The organism is Micrococcus sp. SL257 (genome assembly GCF_026625585.1).
Taxonomy (GTDB): Bacteria; Actinomycetota; Actinomycetes; order Actinomycetales; family Micrococcaceae; genus Micrococcus; species Micrococcus luteus.
The window spans coordinates 42,725-68,596 of record NZ_CP113053.1; the positions used below are offsets into that span (position 1 = coordinate 42,725).

At 74.9% G+C, this 25,872-nt stretch carries 20 protein-coding genes and 2 tRNA genes; 14 read left to right on the forward strand and 8 right to left on the reverse strand.

Annotated elements, in window-relative coordinates; genetic code table 11:
* Positions 1 to 4 precede the first annotated feature (4 nt).
* Positions 5 to 2,200, reverse strand: a complete 2,196-nt coding sequence (locus OVA32_RS00180) for a RecQ family ATP-dependent DNA helicase (protein ID WP_060973571.1) — start codon at positions 2,198 to 2,200, stop codon at positions 5 to 7.
* Positions 2,201 to 2,271: 71 nt separating this feature from the next.
* On the opposite strand from OVA32_RS00180, the gene OVA32_RS00185 reads away from it, so the two are divergent.
* Both OVA32_RS00185 and OVA32_RS00190 read left to right on the forward strand, forming a co-directional pair.
* On the forward strand, positions 2,272 to 2,730 hold the full coding sequence (locus tag OVA32_RS00185; RefSeq protein ID WP_060973570.1) for an RrF2 family transcriptional regulator: 459 nt from the start codon (positions 2,272 to 2,274) through the stop codon (positions 2,728 to 2,730).
* A 94-nt stretch (positions 2,731 to 2,824) separates the two neighbouring features.
* Entirely contained in the window at positions 2,825 to 4,015 is a 1,191-nt protein-coding gene (locus tag OVA32_RS00190) for a globin domain-containing protein (protein ID WP_060973569.1), read from the forward strand.
* A gap of 68 nt (positions 4,016 to 4,083) precedes the next feature.
* Here the strand turns inward: OVA32_RS00190 and OVA32_RS00195 are convergent, their stop codons facing one another.
* Positions 4,084 to 5,928, reverse strand: coding sequence for a phosphoenolpyruvate carboxykinase (GTP) (locus OVA32_RS00195; protein ID WP_134376978.1), 1,845 nt, complete (start codon positions 5,926 to 5,928; stop codon positions 4,084 to 4,086).
* Between the two features lie 244 nt (positions 5,929 to 6,172).
* Here OVA32_RS00195 and OVA32_RS00200 point away from each other — a divergent pair.
* Positions 6,173 to 6,246 (forward strand) — tRNA-Arg (locus tag OVA32_RS00200).
* Between the two features lie 79 nt (positions 6,247 to 6,325).
* Here OVA32_RS00200 and OVA32_RS00205 read toward each other — a convergent pair.
* The 4 genes from OVA32_RS00205 to OVA32_RS00220 form a co-directional block, all read right to left on the reverse strand.
* The gene (locus OVA32_RS00205) at positions 6,326 to 6,850 is read right to left on the reverse strand and encodes a SixA phosphatase family protein (RefSeq protein WP_002854135.1); all 525 of its coding nucleotides are present in this window, start codon (positions 6,848 to 6,850) and stop codon (positions 6,326 to 6,328) included.
* Between the two features lie 70 nt (positions 6,851 to 6,920).
* Complete coding sequence (locus OVA32_RS00210) at positions 6,921 to 7,709, reverse strand: winged helix-turn-helix domain-containing protein (protein WP_036316068.1); 789 nt, start codon at positions 7,707 to 7,709, stop codon at positions 6,921 to 6,923.
* 474 nt (positions 7,710 to 8,183) lie between these two features.
* Positions 8,184 to 8,819 carry a uracil phosphoribosyltransferase gene (upp, locus tag OVA32_RS00215; protein ID WP_010079486.1) on the reverse strand — a complete coding sequence of 212 codons (636 nt, stop codon included), beginning with the start codon at positions 8,817 to 8,819 and terminating at the stop codon, positions 8,184 to 8,186.
* A gap of 70 nt (positions 8,820 to 8,889) precedes the next feature.
* Positions 8,890 to 9,897, reverse strand: coding sequence for an IS481 family transposase (locus OVA32_RS00220; RefSeq protein WP_135019828.1), 1,008 nt, complete (start codon positions 9,895 to 9,897; stop codon positions 8,890 to 8,892).
* A 126-nt stretch (positions 9,898 to 10,023) separates the two neighbouring features.
* Between OVA32_RS00220 and tadA the strand changes: the two genes are divergently transcribed.
* A complete protein-coding gene (tadA, locus tag OVA32_RS00225; protein ID WP_063189914.1) occupies positions 10,024 to 10,530 on the forward strand; it encodes a tRNA adenosine(34) deaminase TadA in 507 nt (168 codons plus the stop codon).
* Between the two features lie 74 nt (positions 10,531 to 10,604).
* Positions 10,605 to 10,695 (forward strand) — tRNA-Ser (locus OVA32_RS00230).
* Positions 10,696 to 10,761: 66 nt separating this feature from the next.
* Here OVA32_RS00230 and OVA32_RS00235 read toward each other — a convergent pair.
* Positions 10,762 to 11,850 (reverse strand): alpha/beta hydrolase, encoded by a 1,089-nt coding sequence (locus OVA32_RS00235; RefSeq protein ID WP_060973721.1) that lies wholly within the window; start codon positions 11,848 to 11,850, stop codon positions 10,762 to 10,764.
* Between the two features lie 105 nt (positions 11,851 to 11,955).
* On the opposite strand from OVA32_RS00235, the gene OVA32_RS00240 reads away from it, so the two are divergent.
* From OVA32_RS00240 to OVA32_RS00275, 8 genes are all read left to right on the forward strand, one after another.
* Positions 11,956 to 12,414, forward strand: coding sequence for a 23S rRNA (pseudouridine(1915)-N(3))-methyltransferase RlmH (locus OVA32_RS00240; protein WP_174232859.1), 459 nt, complete (start codon positions 11,956 to 11,958; stop codon positions 12,412 to 12,414).
* On the forward strand, positions 12,411 to 17,465 hold the full coding sequence (locus tag OVA32_RS00245; protein ID WP_134376979.1) for an ATP-dependent helicase: 5,055 nt from the start codon (positions 12,411 to 12,413) through the stop codon (positions 17,463 to 17,465). Before OVA32_RS00240 ends, OVA32_RS00245 begins: the two co-directional genes overlap by 4 nt.
* Before the next feature lie 137 nt (positions 17,466 to 17,602).
* Positions 17,603 to 18,115 (forward strand): VOC family protein, encoded by a 513-nt coding sequence (locus OVA32_RS00250; RefSeq protein WP_101967254.1) that lies wholly within the window; start codon positions 17,603 to 17,605, stop codon positions 18,113 to 18,115.
* Between the two features lie 14 nt (positions 18,116 to 18,129).
* Positions 18,130 to 19,059 carry a DNA-formamidopyrimidine glycosylase family protein gene (locus OVA32_RS00255; RefSeq protein ID WP_134376980.1) on the forward strand — a complete coding sequence of 310 codons (930 nt, stop codon included), beginning with the start codon at positions 18,130 to 18,132 and terminating at the stop codon, positions 19,057 to 19,059.
* 76 nt (positions 19,060 to 19,135) lie between these two features.
* Complete coding sequence (locus OVA32_RS00260; protein ID WP_134376981.1) at positions 19,136 to 20,386, forward strand: glucose-1-phosphate adenylyltransferase family protein; 1,251 nt, start codon at positions 19,136 to 19,138, stop codon at positions 20,384 to 20,386.
* Positions 20,387 to 20,432: 46 nt separating this feature from the next.
* Positions 20,433 to 21,479 (forward strand): pseudouridine synthase, encoded by a 1,047-nt coding sequence (locus tag OVA32_RS00265; RefSeq protein WP_134376982.1) that lies wholly within the window; start codon positions 20,433 to 20,435, stop codon positions 21,477 to 21,479.
* Positions 21,476 to 22,081, forward strand: coding sequence for a DedA family protein (locus tag OVA32_RS00270; RefSeq protein ID WP_134376983.1), 606 nt, complete (start codon positions 21,476 to 21,478; stop codon positions 22,079 to 22,081). The genes OVA32_RS00265 and OVA32_RS00270 overlap by 4 nt, the downstream gene beginning before the upstream one ends.
* A gap of 2 nt (positions 22,082 to 22,083) precedes the next feature.
* Positions 22,084 to 24,273 (forward strand): hypothetical protein, encoded by a 2,190-nt coding sequence (locus OVA32_RS00275; RefSeq protein ID WP_267714627.1) that lies wholly within the window; start codon positions 22,084 to 22,086, stop codon positions 24,271 to 24,273.
* Positions 24,274 to 24,285: 12 nt separating this feature from the next.
* Here the strand turns inward: OVA32_RS00275 and OVA32_RS00280 are convergent, their stop codons facing one another.
* Positions 24,286 to 24,609, reverse strand: coding sequence for a hypothetical protein (locus tag OVA32_RS00280; RefSeq protein WP_036339857.1), 324 nt, complete (start codon positions 24,607 to 24,609; stop codon positions 24,286 to 24,288).
* Positions 24,610 to 24,734: 125 nt separating this feature from the next.
* Between OVA32_RS00280 and OVA32_RS00285 the strand changes: the two genes are divergently transcribed.
* Entirely contained in the window at positions 24,735 to 25,862 is a 1,128-nt protein-coding gene (locus tag OVA32_RS00285) for an NADH:flavin oxidoreductase/NADH oxidase (protein ID WP_073117197.1), read from the forward strand.
* Positions 25,863 to 25,872 lie beyond the last annotated feature (10 nt).

Genomic DNA, 25,872 nt, shown 5'->3' on the forward strand with positions numbered 1-25,872 from the left:
CGGCTCATCCGGCCTGGGCGAGGACGAGCGGCAGCACCCCCTGCGCGCCGGCCTCGCGCAGCACCCGCGCAGCCTCGGCGAGCGACCACCGCGAGTCGACGAGGTCGTCGACCAGCAGCACGGGGCCGTGGCGGCCGGCGTCCGGGGCGGTGCGCAGCATCTGCGCCATCGCCTCGGGGACGGCGAACCGGCCGTACACGGACCCGAGCCGGTAGGCGCTGTTGCCGCCCGGCCCGGCCGTGGGACCGCCGCGCGCGTGCTCGAGCGAGCCGAGGAACGGCAGCCGGCCGATCCGGGCGATCCCCTCGGCGAACGACCCCACCAGCTGCGGGCGGGTGCGCGAGGGCATCGCGACGACGGCGATCGGCCGCGTCCGCCACCCCCAGCCGGCCAGGACGTCGACGGCGCCCCGCAGGACCTCCTCCGGCACCGGGGCGTCCTCCCGGTCCAGCAGGTCCCGCAGGACGGTGCCCCACCCGAGGTCCGTCAGGCGGGCGAGCGCGCGACCCTCCTCGGCCTGCGACTCGGGCGCGATGCGCCCCTTGACGGGCACGCCCAGCCGGTCCATGCCCGAGGGCCACATGCGACGGGGCTCGATCGGCACACCGGTGCGGCGCAGGGCGGCCTCCGCGCGCTCACGCGCCGCCCCGTCCGATCCCGTGGGGTACCAGGGGCCGGCGCAGACGTCGCAGCGGCCGCACGGCGCGGCGGTGGGGTCGTCCAGGGTGCGGGCCAGGAACTCCATGCGGCACCGGTCCGTGGTCTGGTAGTCGAGCATGAGCCGCTCCTCGGCCCGGCGGGCCTCGGCCACGCGGGCGTACCGCTCGGCGTCGTACGTCCACTCCCGCCCGGTGGCGCGCCAGCCGCCGCCCACCCGCTCGACCGCCCCGTCCACGGCGAGGACCTTGAGCAGCAGCTCCAGGGAGGTGCGCTTGATCCGCACGTCCGGCTCGAGCGCCGCCACGGAGAGGGCCCCGCCGTGGTCCGCGAGCGCCCCCAGCACGGCGCGCGCCTGCTCCTCGTCCGGCATGGAGGCGGTGGCGAAGTACTCCCAGATGCGACGGTCCTCGGGCCCGGGCAGCAGGAGCACGTCCGCGTGGTCCGTCCCACGGCCGGCGCGGCCGACCTGCTGGTAGTACGCCACGGGCGAGCCCGGCGCACCGAGGTGCACCACGAACGTCAGATCCGGCTTGTCGAAGCCCATGCCGAGCGCCGAGGTGGCCACGACGGCCTTCACCCGGTTGGCCTTGAGGTCCTCCTCGATCTCGGCGCGACGCTCCGGGTCTGTGCGGCCCGTGTAGGCGACCACCTCGTGCCCCGCCTCGCGCAGGGCGCGCGCCGTGTCCTCGGCGGCGGAGACGGTGAGGGCGTAGACGATCCCGGAGCCCGGCAGGTCCCCGAGGTGGTCGAGGAGCCAGGCCAGGCGCGCGGCCGGGCTGGGCAGGTGCAGCACGCCCAGGCGCAGCGAGGCGCGGGCCAGGGGGCCGCGGAGCACGAACACATCCTGCTCGGAGGCAACGCCGAGCTGCTCCACCACATCCGCCACCACACGGGCGTTGGCCGTGGCGGTGGTGGCCAGCACGGGCACCGCGCGCGGCCCCTCGGCGGGAAGCAGCCCGATCAGGTCCCGGATGCGGCGGTAGTCCGGCCGGAAGTCGTGGCCCCAGTCGGAGATGCAGTGGGCCTCGTCCACCACGAGCAGGCCCATGCGCGCCACGAGGTCCGGCAGCTGCTCGTCCCGGAACCGGGGGTTCGTGAGGCGCTCGGGCGAGATCAGCAGCACGTCCACCTCGTCCGCCGCGAGCCGGGCCCGGACCTCGTCCCACTCCGTGGCGTTCGCCGAGCTCACGGACACCGCGCGCACGCCCGCCCGGGCCGCGGCCGCGACCTGGTCCCGCATGAGCGCGAGCAGCGGGGAGACGATCAGCGTGGGCCCCGCGCCGCGGGCGCGCAGCAGCAGGGAGGCCACGAAGTACACGGCGGACTTGCCCCAGCCGGTGCGCTGCACCACCAGGGCGCGGCGGCGGTGGGCCACGAGCGCCTCGATCGCCTCGAACTGCCCGTCCTTGAATCGCGCGTCCGGCCGGTCCACGAGCCGACGCAGGACGGCCAGGGCCTCCTCGTGCAGCGCGGCGTCGCCCCCCGGCGCGGAGGTCTCGGGGAGGCGGGGGCCGGCGTCGGGGTGCGAGGTGGCGTCCATGGCGTCAGTATGCCAACCGGCCCGGACACCGCAGGCGCGGCGGCGCCGTGCACCGGTGGGATGATGGCGGGATGAAGCTGAGCGCCTACACCGACGTCTGCCTGCGCGTGCTGATGACGCTCGCGGCGGCCGAGGGGGAACGGCTCACCAGCCAGCAGATCGCGGACCGGATCCAGGTGCCCTACAACCACGTGATCAAGGCGGTCGCCGAGCTGCGTCGCCGCGGGACCATCGAGGTGCTGCGCGGTCGGCACGGCGGGGCCATGATTGCCGCGGCCGGTCTGGACCAGCGTGTGGGCGAGCTCGTGCGCTCGCTGAGCAGCCGCGACGAGGTGATCGACTGCACCGGGCGCGACTCCGGGGTGGCGTGCCCCTACGCCGGCGACTGCCGCCTGCGCGGCGCCCTGCACCGCGCACGCGAGGCCTTCCTCGCCGAGCTCGACACCGTGCAGATCCGGGATCTGGTGAGCGCCGGGCCTGTCGGCGGGCCCGTGCTGCTGGGCCTGCCGGAGATCCCCGTGGCGCACTGAGGGAACGGGCCGGGGGCGAGTTCCCGACGGCGACGGCCGGGTGTAATCTGGCAAAACCAGCGCAAGATTCGCCACCGAGGAGACGGAGACCCCCGTGCTGTCCGAGAAGTCCCGCCCCGTCATCGAGGCCACCGCCGCCGTCGTCGCCGAGCACATGCCGGAGATCACGCCCCTGTTCTACGCCCACATGTTCGAGGCCCACCCCGAGCTCCTCGACGGCGTCTTCTCCCGCGCCAACCAGCGCAACGGCGAGCAGGCCCAGGCCCTCGCCGGCTCGATCGTGAAGTTCGCGGTGCACCTGCTCGAGAACCCGGGCACCCTGCCCGAGGCCGTCCTGTCCCGCATCGCCCACAAGCACACCGCCCTCGGCATCGTCGAGGAGCAGTACCCGATCGTCTACGAGAACCTCTTCTGGGCCATCGGCGAGGTGCTCGGCGACGCCGTCACCCCCGCGGTGGCCGACGCCTGGACCGAGGTCTACTGGCTCATGGCCGACGCCCTCATCAAGATCGAGAAGGGCCTCTACTCCCAGCGGGCCAACGACAGGATGTGGACGGACTGGAGGGTCGTCGCGAAGGAGCCCACCGGCAACGCGGCCGTCACCTTCCGCTTCGAGCCGGCCGACGACACCCCGCAGTCCCGCGGCAGGGCCGGCGGCTACGTGTCCGTGCGCCTGAAGGTAGAGGACGGCCTGCGCCAGTGCCGCCAGTACTCCCTCTCCGAGAAGGCCGAGTCCACCACCGAGCGCGTCATCACCGTGAAGCTGGACGAGGGCGGCGAGGTCTCGCCCATGCTCATCCAGAACGTGGAGGTCGGCGACGTCATCGAGCTGTCCAACCCCTACGGCGACATCACCCTCGAGGACGAGGACTCCACCGCTCCCCTGGTCCTGGCGACCGCCGGCATCGGCATCACCCCGGCCGCCGCGATCCTGGACACCCTCGCCCAGCAGGGCTCGGACCGCCAGGTCCTCCTCCTCCACGGCGACGCGTCCTGGGAGGCGGTGGCCCTGCGCGAACAGGTGACGGAGTCCCTGGCGGCGTTGCCGCACGGCGACGCCCGCCTCTTCCTCGGGGTGCGGCCGGAGCAGGACCCCGAGGGCGTCACGACCGTCGAGGGTGTGATGCACTTCGACGACGTCGAACTGCCCCGCGACGGGCACTACATCCTGTGCGGCCCGCTCGCGTTCATGCAGTCCACCCGCTCGAAGCTGATCGACGCCGGCGTGCCCGCGACGTCCATCCGCTACGAGATCTTCGGCCCGGACCTCTGGCTCGCCGCCTGATCCGGCCCCGGAACGCGGAACGGCCCGCACCCCTCACGGGGTGCGGGCCGTTCCGCGTGCGGCGGGGCTCAGGCCTGCGCGAAGCGCTGCTTCTGCGCCTCGAAGCGGTCGCGGATGGCCTGCGGCAGGGACTCGCCGAACCGGCCGAGCCACTCCTCGATGAGCTCGTTCTCCTCGGCCCATTCCGCGGCGTCGACCCTGAGGGCGTCCTCGAGGTCCTCGGCCGACACCTCGAGGCCGGACAGGTCGAGCGAGCCCGCGGCCGGCACGAGGCCGATCGGGGTCTCCACGGCCTCGGCCTTGCCCTCCAGGCGCTCCACGACCCACTTCAGGACGCGGGAGTTCTCACCGAAGCCGGGCCAGGCGAAGCCGCCGTCGCGGTTGCGGCGGAACCAGTTGACCAGGTAGATGCGCGGCAGCTTCTCCGGGTCGGCCTTGCCGGACTCCCTGACCCAGTGGGCCAGGTAGTCGCCGGCGTCGTAGCCGAGGAACGGCAGCATGGCCATCGGGTCGCGACGCACGACGCCCACGGCGCCGGCGGCGGCCGCGGTGGTCTCGGAGGAGAGGGTGGCGCCCTTGAGGATGCCGTCCTCCCAGTCGAAGGCCTCGGTCACCAGCGGCACGGTGGTCTTGCGGCGGCCGCCGAACAGGATGGCGTCCAGCTTCACGCCCCGCGGGTCGCGGTACTCGTCGGCCAGCATGTCCGTCTGCTCGATGGGCGTGCAGAACCGGGAGTTCGGGTGGGCGGCCGGGGTGCCGGACTCGGGCGTCCAGTCGTTGCCGCGCCAGTCGGTGAGGTGCTCGGGGGCCTCGTCCGTCATGCCCTCCCACCACACGCCGCCGTCGTCGGTGAGGGCGACGTTGGTGAAGATGGAGTTGCCCTTGGAGATCGCGCGCATGGCGTTCGGGTTGGTGGACCAGCCGGTGCCGGGGGCGACGCCGAAGTAGCCGGTCTCCGGGTTGATCACGCGGAACTCGCCGTCCTTGCCGGCGCGGATCCAGGTGATGTCGTCGCCCAGGGTCTCGGCCTTCCAGCCCTCGATCGTGGGGTCGATGAGGGCGAGGTTGGTCTTGCCGCAGGCCGACGGGAAGGCGCCGGTGATGTGGTAGGACCGGCCCTCGGGGTTGGTCAGCTTGAGGATCAGCATGTGCTCGGCGAGCCAGGCCTCGTCCCGGGCCATCACGGAGGCGATGCGCAGCGCGTAGCACTTCTTGCCGAGCAGGGCATTGCCGCCGTAGCCGGAGCCGAAGGACCAGATGGAGCGCTCCTCGGGGAAGTGCACGATCCACTTGGTCTCGTTGCACGGCCACGGCACGTCCTGCTCGCCCGGCTCCAGCGGGGCGCCCACGGAGTGCACGGCCGGCACGTAGAAGGCCTGCTCGCGGGACATCTTGTCCAGCACGTCCTGGCCGATGCGGGCCATGATGCGCATCGACAGGACCACGTAGGCGGAGTCGGTGATCTCCACGCCGTACTTCGGGTCCTCGGCGTCGAGGTGGCCCATCACGAACGGGATCACGTACATGGTGCGGCCGCGCATGGCGCCGGTGAACGCGTCGTCGAGGATGCCGTGCATCTTCGCCGGGTCCATCCAGTTGTTGGTGAAGCCGGCGTCCTCTTCCTTCTCGGAGCAGATGAAGGTGCGGTCCTCCACGCGGGCGACGTCGGCGGGGTCGGAGAACGCGGCGAAGGAGTTGGGGAACTTGTCCTCGGCCAGGCGGGTCAGGGTACCCGCCGCCACGAGCTCGTCCGCGAGGCGGTCGCGCTCCTCCTCGGAGCCGTCGACCCACTGGACGGAGTCCGGCTGCGTCAGCTCAGCGATCTGAGCGACCCACTCGCGCAGCTGGGCGTAGTCCGTGGGCGCGTCCGCCAGGGCGCGATCCGCGAACGAGGTGGTGGCGTTGTCAGCCATGGTGGAGAGTCCTCCCATTGGGGTCCGGGGCCGTTCCGTCCCGTCCACTCCGATGCGTGCACCGCCGAAGCGCGCACCACATCGTTGTGGCCGCACGGTCCTGCCATGGTACCTGAGCCCGGCTATCATGGCCGCGCCTGCGCCACACCCCCGACACAGACCGCCGCAGACCGTCGATTTGCACTTCGCCGGAGAGGTCCTGTAGTGTTCTACGAGTTCGAGCCGCTCCGGCGGATCGGGTGATGCGCCCATAGCTCAGCTGGATAGAGCGTCTGTCTACGGAACAGAAGGTCAGGGGTTCGAATCCCTTTGGGCGCACGATCGGAAGGCCCCGCTCCTGCTGGAGCGGGGCCTTCGTCATGTCGGCGCGCCTCTGCCACGCGCGCCGCCGCGGAGGTCAGCGCCCCGGAACCACGAAGTGCGTCAGGGCGGCGTCGCGGCCGTCGAGCTCGGCCCACGGCTTCTCCACCCGGAACACCTGCATCCCGAGCGTCGGGTAGTGCTCGCTCATGCGCAGCGCCGCGTCCTGGTCCGAGTCCAGGCTCATCAGCCGCATGCCCAGCTCCTGCACCCACGGCATGTGGCCCACCACCAGCAGCCGTCGCGTGGTCTCCTCCGTCTCGTTGACGACGGCCAGGGCCCGCGCCGCGTCGGCGCCGTAGAGCCGCGGGTCCAGGTAGGGCGTGGGTGCCAGCTCGCCCAGGCGCTCGCACACCCACACGCACGTCTGACGGGTGCGCAGCGCATCGGAGCACACGACGGCGTCCGGGACGAGGTCGTGCTCGCGGAGCCAGTCGCCGGCGGCGGGCGCCTGGGCGTGGCCTCGCTCGGCGAGCGGGCGGGCATGGTCGTCGGCCGCGTCGGGCCAGCCGGCCTTGGCGTGCCGGAGGACGATCAGGGTCTTCGCGTCGGCGGTGCTCATGCGGCCAGGCTACGGCGACGGCCCCCGCTCGGGTGAGCGGGGGCCGTCGTCGGACACGGGCGGGCGCGGGTCAGATGCTGTACTCCGGCGCCGCCCACACGACCACCTCGGGGTGGCGGTAGAAGCGGTAGCCCTGGCCGCGCACGGTGCGCACGGTGTTCGCGAGGCGGCCGAGCTTGGCGCGCAGGCGGCGGATGTGCACGTCGATGGTGCGCTCGTTGGGCACCTCGTCGGCGTTGCGCCACAGGGCGTCGAGCAACTCCTCGCGGCCGACGGTGCGCTCGCCGTTCTCCACGAGGTAGTTCAGGAGCTCGAACTCCTTGAAGGTGAGGTTCAGCGACTCACCGTCCAGCTGCACCTCGCGCCGGGACAGATCGATCAGCACACCGGGCTGGCGCGTGGACACGGGGGCCGGCGCCTGCGCCAGGTCGGGACGGGTGCCGCCCTGCACGGTCGGGTCGCCGAGCACCTGGCGCACGACCTCGATGTCGCGGCCCTCCGCGCCGGCGGGGGCCAGGGCGACGGCGGCGTGCGACTCCGCCCCGGGGACGAGGGACTCCACGTAGTGGCGCAGCTCATTGGCCAGCCGCGTGAGGGAGGTGCCGGCGGCCGAGGCGGCCAGCTCGTCCATGCCCACGTAGATGACGAACCCACGGGCCTCGTTCTCCCGGGCCACCGCCTGGGGACCCGGGATGCCGTTCGGCGCCAGGACCGGCGTCGGCGCCGTCTGGGAGTCGGGGGCGTCGGTGCCACCGGCCAGGCGCAGGCCTGCGCGGGCCTGGCCTCGGCGGGACATGCCGTCGGCCCGGCGCTGCGCGTTGCGGACGGAGATGTGCACGTATCCGGCGGACTGACCCATGGCCACCACTCCTCTTTCGGCTCATGGCCCCTCCACCGCTCGGTCGGTGCGGCGGACGAGGCGTCACATGACAAGAATGTGACTTCACCGAGGGGACTGGCAAGTAACGTTCGCACTTTTGTCTCATTATTTGAGAAGAAGAGTCCTGAATGTGCTCAACATCACTATTCGCGGATCGGAATAGCGTCGCGCCGTCGCTCGGCTCGCCCGCGTGACTCTCTCATTGTTCAACAGGTGGGAGCGCGCCGCAGGACCAATGAGTATGCGGAATATTTATGCAGGAGACTGCCAGGTTTTCCATGTGACGCCATGATGACGGGTCACAGCGGGTCGTGACGTCCACTAGATGGACGACACATTGGCGGCCCCGCTTGACGTCCCCGCCGGAGACGCTCCCGTGAGACGACCACGGCCCCCGCCGGGTGGGGGCGGGGGCCGTGGTCGTCTCGTGGCGGACGCGGAGGTCCGATCAGGTCATTCCGCCAGACCGTAGAGCCGGTCGCCGGCGTCGCCGAGGCCGGGGACGATGTAGGACCGCTCGTCCAGGCGCTCGTCGACGGCGGCCAGGTACAGGTCCACCTCGACGTCGCCCAGCGAGGCCTCCAGCCGCTCGATGCCCTCGGGCGCTCCGAGCAGGCAGAGGCACGTGACCCGCGCCGCGCCGCGCTGGTAGAGGAAGCGGATGGCCTCGATCAGCGTGCCTCCCGTGGCCAGCATGGGGTCCAGGACGAACACGTGACGCCCGGACAGGTCGGCCGGCAGCCGCTCCGCGTAGGTGACGATGTCCAGCGTCTCCTCATTGCGGGCCATGCCGAGGAACCCGACCTCGGCGGACGGCGCCATCTTGGTCATCCCCTCCAGCATCCCGAGCCCCGCGCGCAGGATCGGCACGACCAGCGGACGCGGCCGGGCCAGCCGGAAGCCGGTGGTCTCGGTCACCGGGGTCTCGATCCGCACCTCCTCCATGGCCACGTCGCGCGTCGCCTCGTAGGCGAGCAGCATCACGAGCTCCTCCGTGAGCTGCCGGAAGATCATGGACGGGGTCTTCTTGTCCCGCAGGACGCTGAGCTTGTGGGCCACGAGCGGGTGGTCGACGATGTGGACGCGCATGGCGCCCACGGTACCGCCCACGCGCGCCCCTGCGCCCGTCCCCGCGCCCGCGGGGGCGCCGACACCGCCGCTAGGTGTAGGAGGGCATGACGTTGTTGACTCGGGTCGGTGCCAGTGAGGCCGGAGGAGCGTCTCCGCAGGAGGTATGAGGCCGATGGTAGTTGTAGTGGTTCACCCACACCGTCAGGGCCTCACGCCGAGCTTGCTCTGAGGAGTACGGGCGGGCGTAGAGGACCTCATCGACCATCAGCCGGTTGTACCTCTCCACCTTCCCGTTATGGCGCGGGGTGTAGGGGCGGATCCGGTGGTGCCGGCCTCCGAGCGAGACCACCTTCGCGGTGAAGTCCACGGCCCGGTAGTTGTTTCCGTTGTCCGTGATCACCCGGTCCACGGTGATGCCGTGGGCGGCGAAGAACGCCCTCGCCCGGCAGTAGAAGCTCACGGTCGTGGCCGCCCGCTCGTCCTCCAACGCCTCGGTGTACGCCAGGCGGGTGAACCCGTCGATCGCCGAGTGCAGGTAGGTGTAGCCGACCCGCCGGCCAGGCCCGCGCTTGGAAGCACGGCCTGCTTCACTTTCACGTCCGTGGGTGCGCCAGCCGCCCCCGTCTGGGATCTTCCCGATCTTCTTCACATCCAGGTGCACCATGTGCCCCGGCCCTCTCGCGGTGATCTTCTGGGGTCGTTGGCGCAGGTCTTCTCCGGCCGGGGTCAGGTCCCGTAGGCGGGAGATCCCGGCCCGGTGCAGCCACCGTCCCACGGTACGAAGACACACCCGGTGGCCCTCGGAGACGAGGTGGTGATGGATGCGCCGTGCGGACCACTTGCGCTCCCGCCGCAGGGCGTGGATCTGGGCGACCAAGACCGGATCGAGCTGGGCAGGTGAACGGTGCGGCCGGCTGGGCAGGTCCTGAAGGCCGGCTTCTCCCTGGGCGCGGTAGCGGGCCACCCAGGTGGCCACCGTGGGCCGGCTCACCCGGAACTCGGCTGCCACGTGTGCCTGCGGGATCCCGTCGTGCAGGTGGCGTTGGACCATCCTGAGACGGCCAGTGGGGGTCAGGGGTGCGTTAGCGTGAGTCATGAGCGGGTCTCTTCTGGCAGGTGGGTTGTTGAGGAACTTCCATCCTGCGGGAGAGGTCCGCTCGTCTCATCTCAGCCCGGCACCCATGTCAAGAACCTCATGCCCCACAACAGCTAGGCTGGCCGCGTGTCCGCCCCCGTCCCCTCCCCCGCGCCCACGGCCGAGCAGGAGCACGCGTGGATGGGCCTGGCACTCCGGGCCGCCCGCGTGGCCGGAGCGGCCGGCGACGTGCCGATCGGAGCCGCCCTCGTGGCCGGCGACGGGGCCGTCCTGGCCGTCGTCGGGAACGAGCGCGAGCAGCACCACGACCCCACCGCCCACGCCGAGGTCCTCGCGCTGCGCCGCGGGGCGGAGCTGCGGGCCGCCGCCGGGGCGGGCGACGGCTGGCGCCTGACGGACTGCACCCTCGTGGTGACCCTGGAGCCCTGCCCCATGTGCGCCGGTGCGCTGCTGCTGGCCCGCATCCCGCGCGTCGTGTTCGGGGCATGGGACCCGAAGGCGGGCGCGTGCGGCTCGGTGCTGGACGTGGTCCGCGACCCCCGCTTCAACCACCAGGTGCAGGTCCGCGCCGGCGTCCGCGCCGAGGAGAGCGCGGCGCTGCTGCGGGAGTTCTTCGCGGCACAGCGCGGCTGAACGCGCCCGCGCCCGACGACGGCGGGCGGCCGGTTTGGGCGCGCCGCCGCGGCTCGGGTAGGGTGTCCTGGTCTGGTGACGTGTCCGAGCGGCCGAAGGTGCAGCACTCGAAATGCTGTGTACGGTAACCCCGTACCGTGGGTTCAAATCCCACCGTCACCGCCAGATGTGTAGCCCGGGAGCCTCGTGCTCCCGGGCTTTCGCCATGCCGGGGCGGGTCCGGCCGCCGGCTCAGCGCGGCAGGACGGCGTCCAGGAACGAGGCCACCGCGGACCACGAGATGGTGGCGTGCACGGCGCTGGCCGGCACACCGTTGCGAAGCACCTCCGCGCTGCGGGTCTTCGCGGTCATCATGCCCAGGTCGTGGCCGCCCTCGGCCACCGAGTAGAACGCGGTGCGCAGTCCGGCGGCCTCCGCGGCCCGGTACAGCTCGAGGCTCTGCCCCCACGGCACCGTGACGTCCTTGCGCCCGTGGACGACCAGCAGGGGCGGCGAGTCCGAGCGCACGTGCGCGATCGGGGAGGCCAGCCGGGTCAGGCCGCCCGAGGCCAGGACCGGCACCCCCAGCATGTCCGACTTGGTGCTGCGGTCGTCGAGGTGACAGTGCTCCAGCCGGTTCGCGCGGTTGTAGTCCGCGCACGCGCCCGGGAGCATCTGGCGGTTCATCGTCAGGAAGTCCGTGGGCCCGAAGAAGTCCACGATCGCGTGGACGCGGTCCTCCTCCGGGACCGCGTGGCCGCCGTCGGGCACCTCCCGGCCGGGCGGCGGCACCTGCTCCCGGTCCAGGTCCTGTCCGCCCGTGAGGCCGGCCATGAGGGCGTTCCAACCGCCCGACGACGAGCCGGCCACGGCCACCCGCCCCGCGTCCAGCTGCAGGCCCGGGGCGTTGCGCCGCACCCAGCGGACCGCCGCCGTCGCGTCCTCCACCTGGGCGGGGAACGTGCCCTGCTTGGAGCTGCGCACCGAGAACGCGGCGACGGCGTAGCCGTGCGGGACCAGGCCGCGGGCGACGTCGACACCGTCGCTGTAGCCGCGATCGCTGCGCCAGCCGGAGCCCGCGTTCCACACGAGGACCGGGAACGGGCCCTGGCCCGGCGGCCGGTACACGTCGATGCGTCCGGCGCGCCCGGGCAGGGCCGCGTACGTGTGCCCGGTGGAGCTGCGCATGCCGTACAGGGCCGTCGCGTTGGCGCCCAGCGGCCCGGCGGGCGCGCCGGCCAGGTCGGTGACGACGGCCACCCCGCCCACCGCGAGGGCGCCGACCCCGAGGCCGAGCGCGGCGCGGCGGGACACCCGCGGGGACCGTGCGGTCGACGTCATGGGCCCCCTTCCGGTGCGGAGCCAGGCACCCCGCCCCGGCGAGCGTAACCGAGCGGCGGGGGCCGACCCCCGTACCGTGTCCGCGGCCGGTGCGATCATGGGGCCATGTCTGTTCGGGTGCTGGCCATCGGCAAGAAGCATGAGGCGTGGGTCGTCGACGGGATCGACCGCTACGAGCGGCGCCTCAAGAAGCCCTACGACCTCTCGTGGCGTCTGCTGCCGCACTCCGCGCGGCAGGAGGAGGCGGCGCGCACGGAGGAGTCGGACCGGATCCTGGGCGCGGTCGGCGCGGACGAGCACCTGATCCTGCTGGACGAGCGGGGGACGGCGTTCGACTCGCCGGGTCTGGCGCGGCACCTGCAGAGCCGGTTCGACGTCGGCGCCCCGGTGACGATGGTGATCGGAGGCGCGTACGGGGTGGACGCCCGGGTCCACGCCCGCGCGGACCGCGTCTGGTCCCTGTCCCCGCTCGTCTTTCCGCACCAGCTCGTGCGGCTGATCCTGGCGGAGCAGGTCTACCGAGCCCAGGAGATCTCCGCCGGCCGACCGTACCACCACGCATGAGCGGGCCCGCGGAGACCGCAGCGGGCACGGCCACGCCCGCGGCCGACGTCGTCCTGGGCCGGTTCACCGAGCCCACGCGCGCCTGGTTCACGGGCGCGTTCGAGGCCCCGACGCCGGCCCAGCTCGGCGCGTGGGACGCGATCTCCTCCGGGCGGCACGCACTGGTGATCGCGCCGACCGGCTCAGGCAAGACCCTCTCCTCCTTCCTCTGGGCGCTCGACTCGTTCGTGCGCGAGCCCGCCGCCGAGGGGACGGCGGCCACCCGCGTCCTCTACGTCTCGCCGCTGAAGGCGCTCGGCGTGGACGTGGAGCGGAACCTGCGGGCCCCGCTGGTGGGCATCACACAGACCGCCGCACACCAGGGCAGGCCCGTGCCGCGCGTCCGGGTGGGTGTGCGCTCCGGAGACACCCCGGCGGCCGAGCGACGGCGCCTGCAGCAGGATCCGCCGGACATCCTCATCACCACGCCCGAGTCGCTGTACCTCATGCTCACCTCGCAGGCCCGCGCGGCGCTGGCCGGGGTCCGCACGGTGATCGTGGACGAGGTGCACGCCGTGGCCGGGACCAAACGCGGCGCCCACCTGGCCGTCTCCCTCGAACGCCTGGACACCCTGCTGGACACGCCGGTGCAGCGGATCGGCCTGTCCGCCACGGTCGAGCCGGCCGCCGAGGTGGCCCGGTTCCTCGGCGGCACGCAGCCGGTGACGGTGGTGCGGCCCGCCTCGGCCAAGCGCTGGGACCTGACGGTCACGGTGCCGGTGCCGGACCTGACGGACCTCTCCTCCCCCGCCGCCGCCCACGACCTGGGCCCCGGCTCCTCGACGGGCGGGCTCGGCGACGAGGGCGCGGTGACGGGCGGGTCCATCTGGCCGCACGTCGAGGAGCGGATCGTGGACCTGGTGGCCGAGCGGCGCTCCACACTCGTGTTCGCCAACTCCCGGCGCCTGGCCGAGCGCCTCACCGGCCGCCTCAACGAGATCTGGGAGGCCCGCGCCGAGGCGGCCGCCGCAGCCGAGCACCCGGACGCCGTCCCCGGCTTCCGCACACCGGACCCGACCGGCTTCCACGGACCCGCCCAGGTGGCCGGGCAGACCGGCACCGGATCGGGCACCGTCTCCGACTTCGCCCGCGCCCACCACGGCTCCGTGTCCAAGGAGCAGCGCGCCATCGTGGAGGACGCCCTGAAGACCGGCCAGATCCGCTGCGTCGTGGCCACGAGCTCGCTCGAGCTGGGCATCGACATGGGCGCGGTGGACCAGGTGATCCAGGTCGAGTCGCCGCCCTCGGTGGCCTCCGGTCTGCAGCGCGTGGGCCGCGCCGGCCACCAGGTGGGTGAGGTCTCCCGCGGCGTGTTCTTCCCCAAGCACCGGGGCGACCTCGTGGACACCGCCGTCGTGGCCGAGCGCATGACGGCCGGGCGCATCGAGTCGCTGCGGATCCCCGCCAACCCGCTGGACATCCTCGCCCAGCACACCGTGGCCGCCGTCGCCGTCGCGGACCTGGACGCGCAGGAGTGGTTCGACCTCGTGCGCCGGTCCGCGCCGTTCGCCACGCTGCCGTTCTCCGCCTACGAGTCCGTGCTCGACCTGCTGGCCGGCCGCTACCCCTCGGACGAGTTCGCCGAGCTGCGCCCGCGCATCCTGTGGGACCGGGAGAACGGCACGCTCGCCGCCCGCCCCGGCGCCCAGCGCCTCGCGGTCACCTCGGGCGGCACCATCCCGGACCGCGGCCTGTTCGGGGTGTTCCTGGCCTCCGACGGCGGCGCGGACGGCACCCCCGGCGGCGCGGCGGCCGGGGACACGGCCGAGTCGGCGGGCTCCGCGTCCGCGGGCTCGGCCCGCTCCGGCGGGCGCCGGGTCGGCGAGCTCGACGAGGAGATGGTCTACGAGTCCCGCGTGGGGGACGTCATCCTGCTGGGCGCCACGAGCTGGCGCATCGTGGACATCACCGCGGACCGCGTCCTGGTGCTGCCCGCCTACGGGCAGCCCGGCAAGCTCCCGTTCTGGCGGGGCGACGCCGCGGGCCGGCCGGCGGAGCTGGGCGACGCCGTCGGGCGCTTCCGCCGCGAGCTGGACGCGGACCCCGAGGCCGGCCGCACCCGCCTGGCCGCCGCGGGCCTGGACCCGTGGGCGCAGGACAACCTGCTGGCCTACCTGAAGGACCAGCGCGAGGCCACCGGGGTGCTGCCCACCGAGCAGACGCTCGTGGTGGAGCGGTTCACGGACGAGCTCGGCGACTGGCGCGTGGTGCTGCACTCCCCCTACGGCATGGCGGTGCACGCCCCGTGGGCGCTCGCGGTGGGGGCGCGGCTGGCGCAGCGGTACGGGCTGGAGACCGGCTCGGGCGCGGCGATGGCGGCCGACGACGGGATCGTGCTGCGCATCCCCCTGATGGACGCGGAGCCGCCGGGCGCGGAGCTGTTCGAGTTCACGGCCGAGGAGCTGGACGAGATCGTCACGGCGGAGGTCGGCGGGTCCGCGCTGTTCGCCGCCCGGTTCCGGGAGAACGCGGCCCGGTCCCTGCTGCTGCCGCGCCGTGACCCCGGGCGGCGGACCCCCCTGTGGCAGCAGCGGCAGCGGTCCGCGCAGCTGCTGGACGTGGCGCGGAAGCACCCGCGGTTCCCCGTGATCCTGGAGACCGTGCGCGAGGTGCTCCAGGACGTCTACGACCTCCCGGCGCTCAAGGAGCTCGCGGGGCGGGTGGCCTCGCGGGCCGTCCGGCTCGTGGAGGTCACGACGACGGCGCCCTCCCCGTTCAGCCAGTCCATCCTGTTCGGCTACATCGCGCAGTTCATCTACGAGGGCGACTCCCCGCTGGCCGAGCGCCGCGCCGCCGCGCTCTCCCTCGACCCGGCACTGCTGTCCGAGCTGCTGGGCACGGAGGAGCTGCGCGAGCTGCTGGACGCCGGGGTCATCGCGGAGGTCGAGGCCCAGCTGCAGCGGCTCGCGCCCGACCGGCGCGCCCGCGGGGTCGAGGGCGTGGCGGACCTGCTGCGCCTGCTGGGGCCGCTGTCCGTGGCGGAGGCCGCGCGGCGCACCCGGGCCGAGGGGGAGGCGGAGGAGGCCGCGGACGAGGACGCCGTCGCCGGGATGCTGGCGGAGCTCGAGCGCGCCGGCCGCGCGTTCCGCCTGCGCCAGGACGGGGTCGAGCGGTTCGCCGCCGTCGAGGACGCCGCCCGCCTGCGGGACGCGCTCGGCACGCCGATCCCGCACGGAGTGCCCACCGCATTCCTCGATCCGGTCGACGACCCGCTCGGGGACCTCGTGGGCCGCTATGCCCGCACCCACGGCCCCTTCACCGCCGCCGAGGCGGGGGCCGCGCTGGGACTGGGCGGCGCCGTCGTGCTCTCGGTGCTGCAGCGTCTGGCCACCGAGCGCCGCGTGAGCACGGGCGCGTTCCGGCCGGAGGGCACCCCCGGGGCCGCCGGCCTGGACGCCGAGTGGTGCGACGCCGAGGTGCTGCGGCGGATCCGCATGCGCTCCCTCGCCGCGCTGCGCGCCGAGGTCGAGCCGGTGGACCAGGCCGCCTACGCCCGGTTCCTCGCCGACTGGCAGCACCTGCGGCCGCGGACGGGGCGCGACGGGGCCTGGCGGCCGCCGGCCACGCTCGAGGGCGTGGACGGGGTGGCCACCGTCCTGGACCAGCTGGCCGGCACGCCCCTGCCCGCGAGCGCGTGGGAGTCCCTGGTGCTGCCCGCCCGCGTGCGGGACTACGCCCCCGCCCTGCTCGACGAGCTGCTGGCCACGGGCGAGTACGTGTGGTCGGGCGTCGGGGAGGCCGCCGGCAACGACGGTTGGGTGGCCCTGCACCCCGCCGACGCCGTGGACCTCACGCTGCGCCTGCCCGAGCCCGCCGAGGCGACGCCGGCCGACGCCGCCCTGCGCGCGGCCGTGCTGGAGGTGCTCGCCGGCGGTGGGGCCTGGTTCTTCCCGCAGCTCGTGGAGCGGGTGCGGGCGGCGCAGGCGGCGGGCGACGACGGCGACGCGGGTGGCGCAGGCGGGGCGGGCGGGCCCGACCCGCACCGCGACCCGGCCGACCTGGCCCGCGGCCCCGCGGTGCTGGGCGCGCTGTGGGGCCTGGTGTGGGACGGCCGGGTCGGCAACGACACGTTCGCCCCCGTCCGCGGCCTGCTCTCGCTCGGCAAGACCGCGCACCGCACCGGGCGGCAGACGCCGCGGGCCCGCACCGCGCGGACGGGCGGGGCCGCGGGGGCGGCGGCCGGGCGCGGGCTCGGCGGACGGCTGGCCGGGGTGCGCGGGCGTGGCCGGTACGCGGGGCTCGCCTCGCCCGAGGGCGGCGCCCGGGGCTCGGCCGGTCTCACGGCGGGGACCGTCGGGCTCTCGGCCGCCGAGCAGGCCCGCTCGGCCGGCCGCTGGTCCCTGCTGCCCGCCGCCGAGCAGGACCCCACGATCCGCGCCCACGCCACCGCCGAGCTGCTGCTGGACCGGTACGGCGTGATCACGCGCGGCTCCGTGGTGGCCGAGGAGGTCCCCGGCGGGTTCGCGGGGCAGTACCGGCTGCTCACCCGAATGGAGGACGCGGGCCAGGTGCGCCGCGGCCACTTCGTCGACGGGCTGGGCGGCGCGCAGTTCTCCACCGGCGCCGTCGTGGATCGGCTGCGCGGGTTCCAGCGGGACGAGGAGGACGCCGCCGTCGACGCCGCCCCGCTCGCCCTCGCCCTGGCCGCGACGGATCCGGCGAACCCCTACGGCGCCGCGCTGGACTGGCCGTCCGTGCCGGCCGGGCCGGACGGCGTCGTGCCCACGGGCCATCGCCCGGGCCGGAAGGCGGGCGCCGTCGTCGTGCTGATCGCGGGGCGGCTGGCCCTCTACATGGAGCGCGGCGGGCGCACGCTGCTCGCGTTCACGGAGGATCCGGGCGAGCTGCGGGCCGCGGCGGAGGCGCTTGTGTGGGCGCTGCGGACCGGCCGGACCGAGCGGCTGAGCCTGGAGAAGGTCAACGGCGGGCCCGTGCTCGGCACGCCGCTGGCCGAGGCGCTGCTGGCCGCGGGGTTCTACTCAAGCCCGTCGGGCATCCGGTTCCGGAACTGAGAACTCGTGTCCGTCTGTCCGTCCGCAACGCGGGTTGAGTTGTCACGGGTCCCGCCGTCGAACACCCGCGACAACTCAACCCGCGTTGCCCGGGGTGGCCCTGTCGCGGAGGCGGGTCCCGGGGGTAGGTTCGGCCCATGAGCATCGACGCCGCCCCGCCCGAGGACGGGGGCACCGCCCCCACGGGCACCTCCCCGGCCCCCGAGGCCCTCGAGGACGCCCTGCCGCACCCCTCGGACCCCTCCGTCACCCCGTTCCTCCTGTTCGAGGGTGACGCCGGCGCGGCCATGGACGCCTACCTCACCGCGTTCGTGGAATACCTGCCGGTCACCGAGGTCCGCCGCGACCTCTTCGACGACTCCTCCCCGCGCGGCGCCGAATGGGCGGGCAAGGTCCTGCACGGCGAGCTCGAGATCGCCGGCCAGCGGCTGCGGTTCTTCGACTCCTTCACCCCGCACGGGTTCACGTTCACCCCGGCCATCAGCCTGTTCGTCGAGCTGCCGGACGCCACCGCGGTGGACGCGGTCCACGACGCGCTCCTCGCCGGCGGCGGCCGTGACTGCATGCCGCCCGACGACTACGGCTTCTCCCGCCGCTTCGCGTGGGTCGGGGACCGCTTCGGCGTGACCTGGCAGCTCAATGCGGCCTGAGCCGGTGACGGCCCGTGCCTGAAGGCGACTCCCTCGTCCGCGTCGCGCACCGGCTCCGCCCCGTGCTCGAGGGCCGGGTCCTGACGCACGCGGACCTGCGCGTGCCCCGCCACGCCACCGCGGACCTGACCGGCTGGACGGTGGCCGAGGTCCTGCCGCGCGCCAAGTACCTGCTGATGCGGCTGACCCCGCCCGCGGCCCGCCCCGGGGCCCGGCCGCTCACCCTGATCTCGCACCTGAAGATGGAGGGGCGCTGGCTCGTCTCGACCCTCGACGGGCGGTGGGGCGCCCCCGCCTGGCAGGTGCGGGCGGTGCTGGAGACGGCGGAGCACCGCGTGCTCGGCGCCCAGCTGGGCCTGCTCACCCTCGTGCCCACCGCCGACGAGGCCACCGTCCTCGGCCACCTCGGCCCCGACCTGCTGGACCCGGCCTGGGACACGCCCGACGACGGCGCCGCGCTGCTCGCCGAGGGCGTGCGGCGGCTCACGGCCCGGCCCGAGCGGCCGGTCGGTCTGGCCCTGCTCGACCAGCGGCTCGTCTCCGGGATCGGCAACATCTACCGCTGCGAGACCCTCCTGCTGGCCGGCATCGACCCGCACCGGCCGATCGGCGAGGTCGACGACGTCGCCGGACTCGTGCTGCTCGCCCGGGACCTGCTGCGCGCCAACGTCCCGCCCGCCGCCCCCGCCGCGGGCGCCCGGCGCCGGACCACGGGCGTGCGTCCCAACCCGGGGCGGCCCTTCGGGGTCGAGGTGCTGGTCCCGGCCGGTCCGGCACCCGGCCGGACGCCCGGCGCGCGCGGCGGCGGGGCGCCGTCGTACTGGGTCTACGGGCACGACCGCGCCCCGTGCCTGCGCTGCCGCGGCCCGGTCCGCCAGGAGGACTACGGCTCCCCCGAGGACGACGCGCGGCGGCTGTGGTGGTGTCCGCACTGCCAGCGCTGAGCCGGACGCACCCGAACGGTGGCCGCGTGTCCTCCCCGCTCCCTACGCTGAACCCGCCCCGACCCGAGGAGAAGTCATGGCCGACCCGTTCCCCAAGGACCCAGAGGGCGCCGTCGTCGCGCTCGTGCTGGCCGGCGGCACCGGCGGCCGCCTCATGCCGCTCACCGCGGCCCGCGCCAAGCCGATGGTGCCGCTGGCGGGCCAGTACCGGCTGATCGACGTCGTCCTGTCCAACCTGGCCCACTCGCGCCTGCGGGACGTGTGGGTCGTGGAGCAGTACCGCCCCTTCACGCTCAACCAGCACCTGGCCGGCGGCCGGCCGTGGGATCTCGACGGCACCCGCCACGGCCTGCGGCTCCTGCCTCCCGCGCAGGGCCGCGCCGAGGAGGGCTTCGCCCGCGGCAACGGCCACGCGATCGCCCAGCAGCTGCCGCTGCTGGAGCAGTTCGGCGCCGAGACCGTCGTCGTGCTCTCCGCCGATCACCTGTACCAGCTGGACCTGCGCCCCGTGCTGGCCGAGCACACCCGCTCCGGCGCCGAGCTCACCGTGGTCACCACCGAGACGGACGAGGACCCCTCACGCTTCGGCGTCGTGCGGGTGGACGACGACGGCGCCGTGACCGACTACGCCTACAAGCCGGAGGACCCGGCGGGCACGCTCGTGGCCACCGAGGTGTTCGTGTTCGACGTCGCCGCGCTCTCCGAGGTGGTCGGCGACCTCGTGGCGGGCGAGGACGAGGCGGCCACCAAGGACGAGGGCGAGACCGATGAGGACGGCGACCCCGTGGGCTCCTCCCTCGGCGACTACGGGGAGAGCATCATCCCGGCGTTCGTGGCGCGGGGACGCGTGCGGGAGCACCGCCTCGTCGGGTACTGGCGGGACATCGGCACCCTGGACGCGTACGTCCGCGCCCACCGGGAGATCCTCGACGGCACCGGCCTGGACGTCGCCGCCGAGGGCTGGCCGCTGATCACCAACCCCCACCAGGCGCCGCCGGCGTGGGTGGCCCCGGGCGCCCGCGTCTCCGGCTCGCTGCTCAGCCCGGGCTGCCGGATCGAGGGCGAGGTGTCGGACAGCGTGGTCGGCCCCGGGGTGGTCGTGGCGGCCGGCGCCACGGTGCGCGGCAGCCTCCTGCTCGGCGACTGCGAGGTCCCCGCGGGCGCGGTGCTGGACACCGTGGTGGTCGACGTCGGCGGGGCAGTCCCGGCGCGCGAGGTGACGGGGCGCGCCGCGCCGGCCGAGGAGGTCGTGGTGCTCACCCCGCAGCACCGGGGCCCGGCCGAGGACGAGACCACCGGCTCCGGCCGGCCCGGCCGGTCGGACTGAGCGGCGCCGGTCGGACGCAGCCGCGCCGGGCTGGGAGGATGGACCCGTGGCCGTCCCCTCTCCCCTCCCCCCGCGCAACGGCGTCAACGCCACGCGCCTGCGCCTGCCCGCCTCCGGCTGGCCCACCGCGCAGGACTACGTGCTCCACCGGTTCGGTCACGTGGACCCGGACGGCATCCGCGCGCGCTTCGCCCGCGGCGAGGTCGTGGCGGCGGACGGCACCGCACTGACGCCGACGACGCCGCTGGGCGTCCACGAGGACCTCTGGTACTACCGGGACATCCCCGACGAGGCCCCGCTGCCCGTGACGCACACGCTCCTGCACCGCGACGAGCACCTCGTGGTCATCCACAAGCCGCACTTCCTGCCCACCACCCCGGGCGGCCGCTTCGTCCAGGAGACCGCGCTGGTGCGGCTGCGCAACGAGCTCGGCCTCGACGACCTCGTGCCCCTGCACCGGCTCGACCGGGCGACGGCCGGCGTCGTGATGTTCTCCGCGAACCCGGCCACCCGCGGCGCCTACCACCTGCTCTTCGAGCGGCGTGCCGTGGCCAAGACCTACGAGGCCGTGGCGCTCCTGCCGGACGCGCCCGACGACGGCGCCCGCCGCCCCGGCGCCCCGGCCGACCCCGTCCTGGGGCGATTCCCGCTGACCGTGCGCAGCCGGATCCGCAAGGACAAGGGGATCCTGCGCTCCGTGGTGGAGGAGATCCCGCCGGCCGCCTCGGGACGCCGGGCGGGCGCGCCGGTGCGGACCCGGCGGGCGAACCGGCCCCACGCCGGGGCGAACGCGGAGTCCCGGGTGGAGCTGCTGGGCGTCGGCATCTCCGCCGGGACGCTGGCGGGGCGGCGCGTGGGGCACCTGCGGCTCACCCCGCGCACGGGCCGCACCCACCAGCTGCGCATCCACCTGGCCGCCCTGGGCCTGGGCATCGCGTTCGACCCGTTCTACCCGGACCTGCTCGACCTCGCCCCGGACGACGTCACACGGCCCCTGCAGCTGCTCTCCCGGTCGCTGCGCTTCACGGACCCGGTGACGGGCGAGGAGCGGGAGTTCACCTCCTCCGCACAGCTGCAGGAGCGACCGCGGTGACGGGCGGGGACCCGGCCGGCCTGCTGGACGCGCTCGGGGCGTGGTTCCACCCGCTCACCGCGCTGCTCGTGGCCCTGGACGCCCCGATCCCGCCCGTCCCGTCGGAGGTGGTGGTCATCGGCTCGGGGGCGCTCGCGGCCGAGGGCCGGGTCTCCCCCGTGGCCGCGGTGCTGGCGGCGTGGCTGGGCTGCTGGGCCGGGGACGTCGGCCTCTACGCGCTGTTCCGCCACGGCCTCGCCGACCGCCTGGACCGCTGGGCGTGGTGGCGTCGGATCCACCGGGGGATCCGGACCCTGCTGGTGCGGGTGGGCCCGGCGGGCAGCCTGGCGGGGCTGTCCGTGCTGCGGTTCGTCTCGGGCGGACGGACGGCGTCGATGGCGGCGGCGGGGATCGGCGGGATCCGCTGGCCCGTGTTCCTGTGGCTGTCCGGGGCGGGCTCGCTCGCGTGGTCCTCGTCCATGGTGGGGCTCGGCTGGATCACCGGCCGGGCCACCGGCCTGCCGTGGTGGGCGTCCGCGGTGGTCGGCATGGTGTTCGGTACCCTTGCAGGGTTGATGATCGCGGGGATCGTGGCCCACCGTCGCCGGGGCCGGAAGGGGTGAGCATGCAGGACGCGTCCTCCGAGTCCCGCGCCGCCCTCGAGCGCCTCCGGGGCGCCTCGGCGCCCCGTCCCGACGACGACGCGACGCGTGCTCCCGCCGCGCGCCCTCGCCGCGCCCTGGCCGCGCCCGGGGAGATCTCCCGCCGCGATCTGCGCCGTCACGAGCGCGCCCTGCGCTCGGGCCGACCCGAGACCGCCGCCGAGCGCCGCGTGCGCGAGGACCGCCGCGCGGACGTGCACCGCGCCATGGACCGTCTGCGCACCCCGGGCGCTCCCGCCCAGCAGCGTCCACGCCGCGACCTCAGCGAGATCCTGGACCGCCTCGGCAGCCCGGACCTCGCCCGTTTCACCGACCCGCTCGTCGGCACGGTCGAGCGCATCCTCCCCGCCCCGGGCCGGGACCCGGAGAAGGCCGCGGAGGCCGCACGCCGCCGCACTGCGGCCGAGGAGCGCCGGCGGGCCCGCCTGCGAGCCGGCCGGGAGCGCGCCGCCGAGGCCGCCCGTCGCCGCCGCGAGGAGGAGAAGCAGCGCCGTCGGCGTGAAGCCGAGCGGCGCCGTCGGGTGGCGGCCGAGGAGAAGGCCCGTGCCGCCGCCGAGGCGGAGGCCCGCCGCCGGGAGCGGGAGGAACGGCGCCGCCGGGAGGCGGAGGTCGCCGCCGAGCGCGCCCGCGTGCAGGCGGAGCGGCGGGCCCGCGAGGAGGCCGCGCTCGCCGAGCGGGAGCGGCTGCGGCTCGAGGCGGAGGCGGAGGCGGAGCGCCGTCGGCAGGCGGCCGAGGCCGAACGCCGTCGCCTCGAGGCCGAACGCGTCGAGGCCGAGCGGCGCCGTCGGGCCGAGGAGGCCGAGCGGCGCCGTCGCGAGGCGGAGGAGGCCGCCCGCCTCGAGGCCGAGCGACGTCGTCGCCAGGCCGCACGCGTCCGCGCCCACACCGTGCTGCACGCCGAACGCGCCCTCGCCCAGGCCCGGCTCCTCGAGGACCGAGCCCGGGAGGCCGAGCGCCGCGCGGCGGAGGACGCCGCCCGCCGCCGCCGCGAGCACGAGGAGCGGGAGTCCCGCGCGCTGGCCCGGGCCGCGCGCGAGCTCGAGGGCCCCGAGGTCTTCCCGGCCGCCGCCGACCGGCCGCTGCTGTCCGACCCGGAGGAGCGGCTCACCGATGAGGAGCTCTTCGCCCGGGCCCGAGTGGCCCTGCCCGAGTGGCGGCGCCGGCAGCGGCTGTCCACGAAGGCGCAGGCCGTCCGGACCGAGGCCATCGCCCACTCCTCGGCGGGGCCGGTCACGGGCGCCCTGCCCCTGATCCCCGGCTACACCCCCGCCCCGCCCGAGGAGCCGGCCGGCTCACCGACCGCTGCGGACCGACGCGGCCAGGCGCTGCTGACCGTCGTGTGGGCGCTGTTCGTGCTCTCCGGTGCGTGGGGCCTCGGTCTGGCCGGGCGCGTCCCGGGGCTCGGCGCCCTCGATGCCGGCGCGTACCCGCTCACCGCCGACGGCCGACACGGCCCCGGCGCGAGCGTGTTCGGGCTGTCCCCGCTGCACCCGGCGATCTGGCCGGTGCTGTGGCTGCTGACCGGGATGTACGTGCTCCGGCAGTGGGGGCGGGGCCAGGGCGCGTCGCCGCGGCACCGCCGCATCCGGGGCGCGGTCGCGGGGACCCTGCTGGCGCTGGCGCTGTGGTTCCCCCTGGCCGTCCTGGCCCCCGGGGGCCTCGACGTCGTCCCGTGGCTGCTCGCCCTGGTCCTCATGCTCGGCGTGGTCCGGCGGCTCGGCGCACGCCCGGCGGCCCGCCGCGTCGCACGGGTGGCCGAGGACGGCGCGCTCGGCGTGCTGCTGGGCACCCTCCTCGCCGGCGCACCCACCGCGGTGGGCGCCGCCCTCCACGCCTGGGGTGTGCACGTCGACTGGTTCCCGACCGAGCTGCTCGCCCTGCTGGTGCTGGTGGCCCTGCTGCTGGCGGCCCTGCGCCTGGTGCTCGGTGGGCGCGGCCGCCTGGGTGTGGCCCTGGGCATGGCCTGGACCCTGCTCTGCCTCGCCCTGCCCCGCCTGCTGCCCAGCCCGCTCGGGGCGCAGCAGAGCGTGTGGGTGGGTCTCGCGGCCGCCTTCGGGGCGCTGCTGCTGGTCACCGCCGCGGCCGTGCGCCGCTCCTGGGCCCGCCAGATCGAGCGCGACGCCGCCCGCCGGCCGCACCCGGCCGGCGCCTGAGCCCGGCCCCGTTCAGCGCCCGAGCCCAGCGGGCACCGGGACCCACCGGCCGCCGTCGCGCCGGAGCACGTCCAGCCGGCCCGTCACGGCGACGCCGGACACCGCCTCCGCCATCCGCCGCGCCACCTCGGCGGCCTCGGCGTCCTCGCCGGCCCGGTGCGAGCCGGGCACCGTGAAGCGCAGCACGATCCGCGGGACGCGCGCGACGACCTCGATGTCCTTGGCCGCGAGCACGTGCGTGGCCTGGACGGCGGCCTCGGCCAGGTCCATGACCTCTTCGGGCCGGTGGCCGGGCAGGAGGTCGCCGATCTGCAGGCGGGCGCGGTAGGAGGGCATGGGCCCAGGGTAGGGGTGGACGCAGCAGCGGTGACGACTTCTCTCGTCGCACGGGCCGGCCCGCCCTTCCGCCCGCGGCGGACGCGAGCCCTCCCGTGTCCGGACCCGCTCGTAGGGTGGGGTGCATGACTCAGACCGCCACCCCGCAGACCGACGCCCCCGCCGTGCCCGCGATCTTCGAACCGATTGAGATCAACGGCGTGCGCGTGCGCAACCGCCTGATCCTGCCGCCGATGTGCCAGTACTCGTGCGAGGCGCGCGACGGCGTCCCCCACGGCTGGCACTTCCAGCACCTGGGCGCCCGCGCGGCCGGCGGCTTCGGGATCGTGGTGGCCGAGGCCACCGCCGTCACCCCCGAGGGACGCATCTCCGCGTGGGACACCGGCCTGTGGAACGACGAGCAGCGGGACGCGTGGGCGCCGATCGCCGAGTTCATCGCCTCCCAGGGCGCCCTGCCCGCCATCCAGCTCGGTCACGCCGGCGCCAAGGCCTCGACCGTCCCCATGCACCCGGGCGCGCTCGCCGGGCAGCCGATCCTCGAGGGCCCCGACTCCTGGGAGACCCTCTCCCCCTCCGGCGTGGCCACCAACTCCATGGAGATCCGCACCCACGCGATGCGGGTGGACGAGATCCGGGAGACCGTCCAGGCCTTCGCCGACGCCGCCGAGCGCGCCGACCGTGCCGGCTTCGGCGCCGTGCAGCTGCACGCCGCCCACGGCTACCTCATCCACCAGTTCCTCTCGCCGCTGACCAACACCCGGACCGACGAGTACGGCGGGGACTTCGAGGGCCGCACCCGCTTCCTCAAGGAGGTCGTGGCGGCCGTGCGCGAGGTGTGGCCCGCGGACAAGGTCCTCGGCATCCGCATCTCCGGCTCGGACTGGGTCGAGGGCGGCTGGAGCATCGAGGAGACCGTCCGCCTGGCGCAGGAGCTGCAGGGGCAGGTGCACTGGTTCGACCTGTCCTCCGCGGGCATCGGGGACACCTACGAGGGCCCTCAGGGCCCGGGCTATCAGGTGCCGCTGGCCACCGCCGTGAAGGAGGGCACCGAGGGGATCGTGGTGTCCGCCGTCGGCTCGCTGACCGGCGCCGAGGAGGTCGCGGCCGTGGTGGACGAGGACCGCGCCGACGCCGTCTGCGTGGGCCGCGCCGCCCTGGCGAACCCGAACTGGCCGACCGCGGCCGCCCTCGCGCTCGACGTCCCCTCGGAGCAGGTGCCGATGGCCCGGCAGTACTTCCGAGCCAAGTGGTGAGCGGAACACG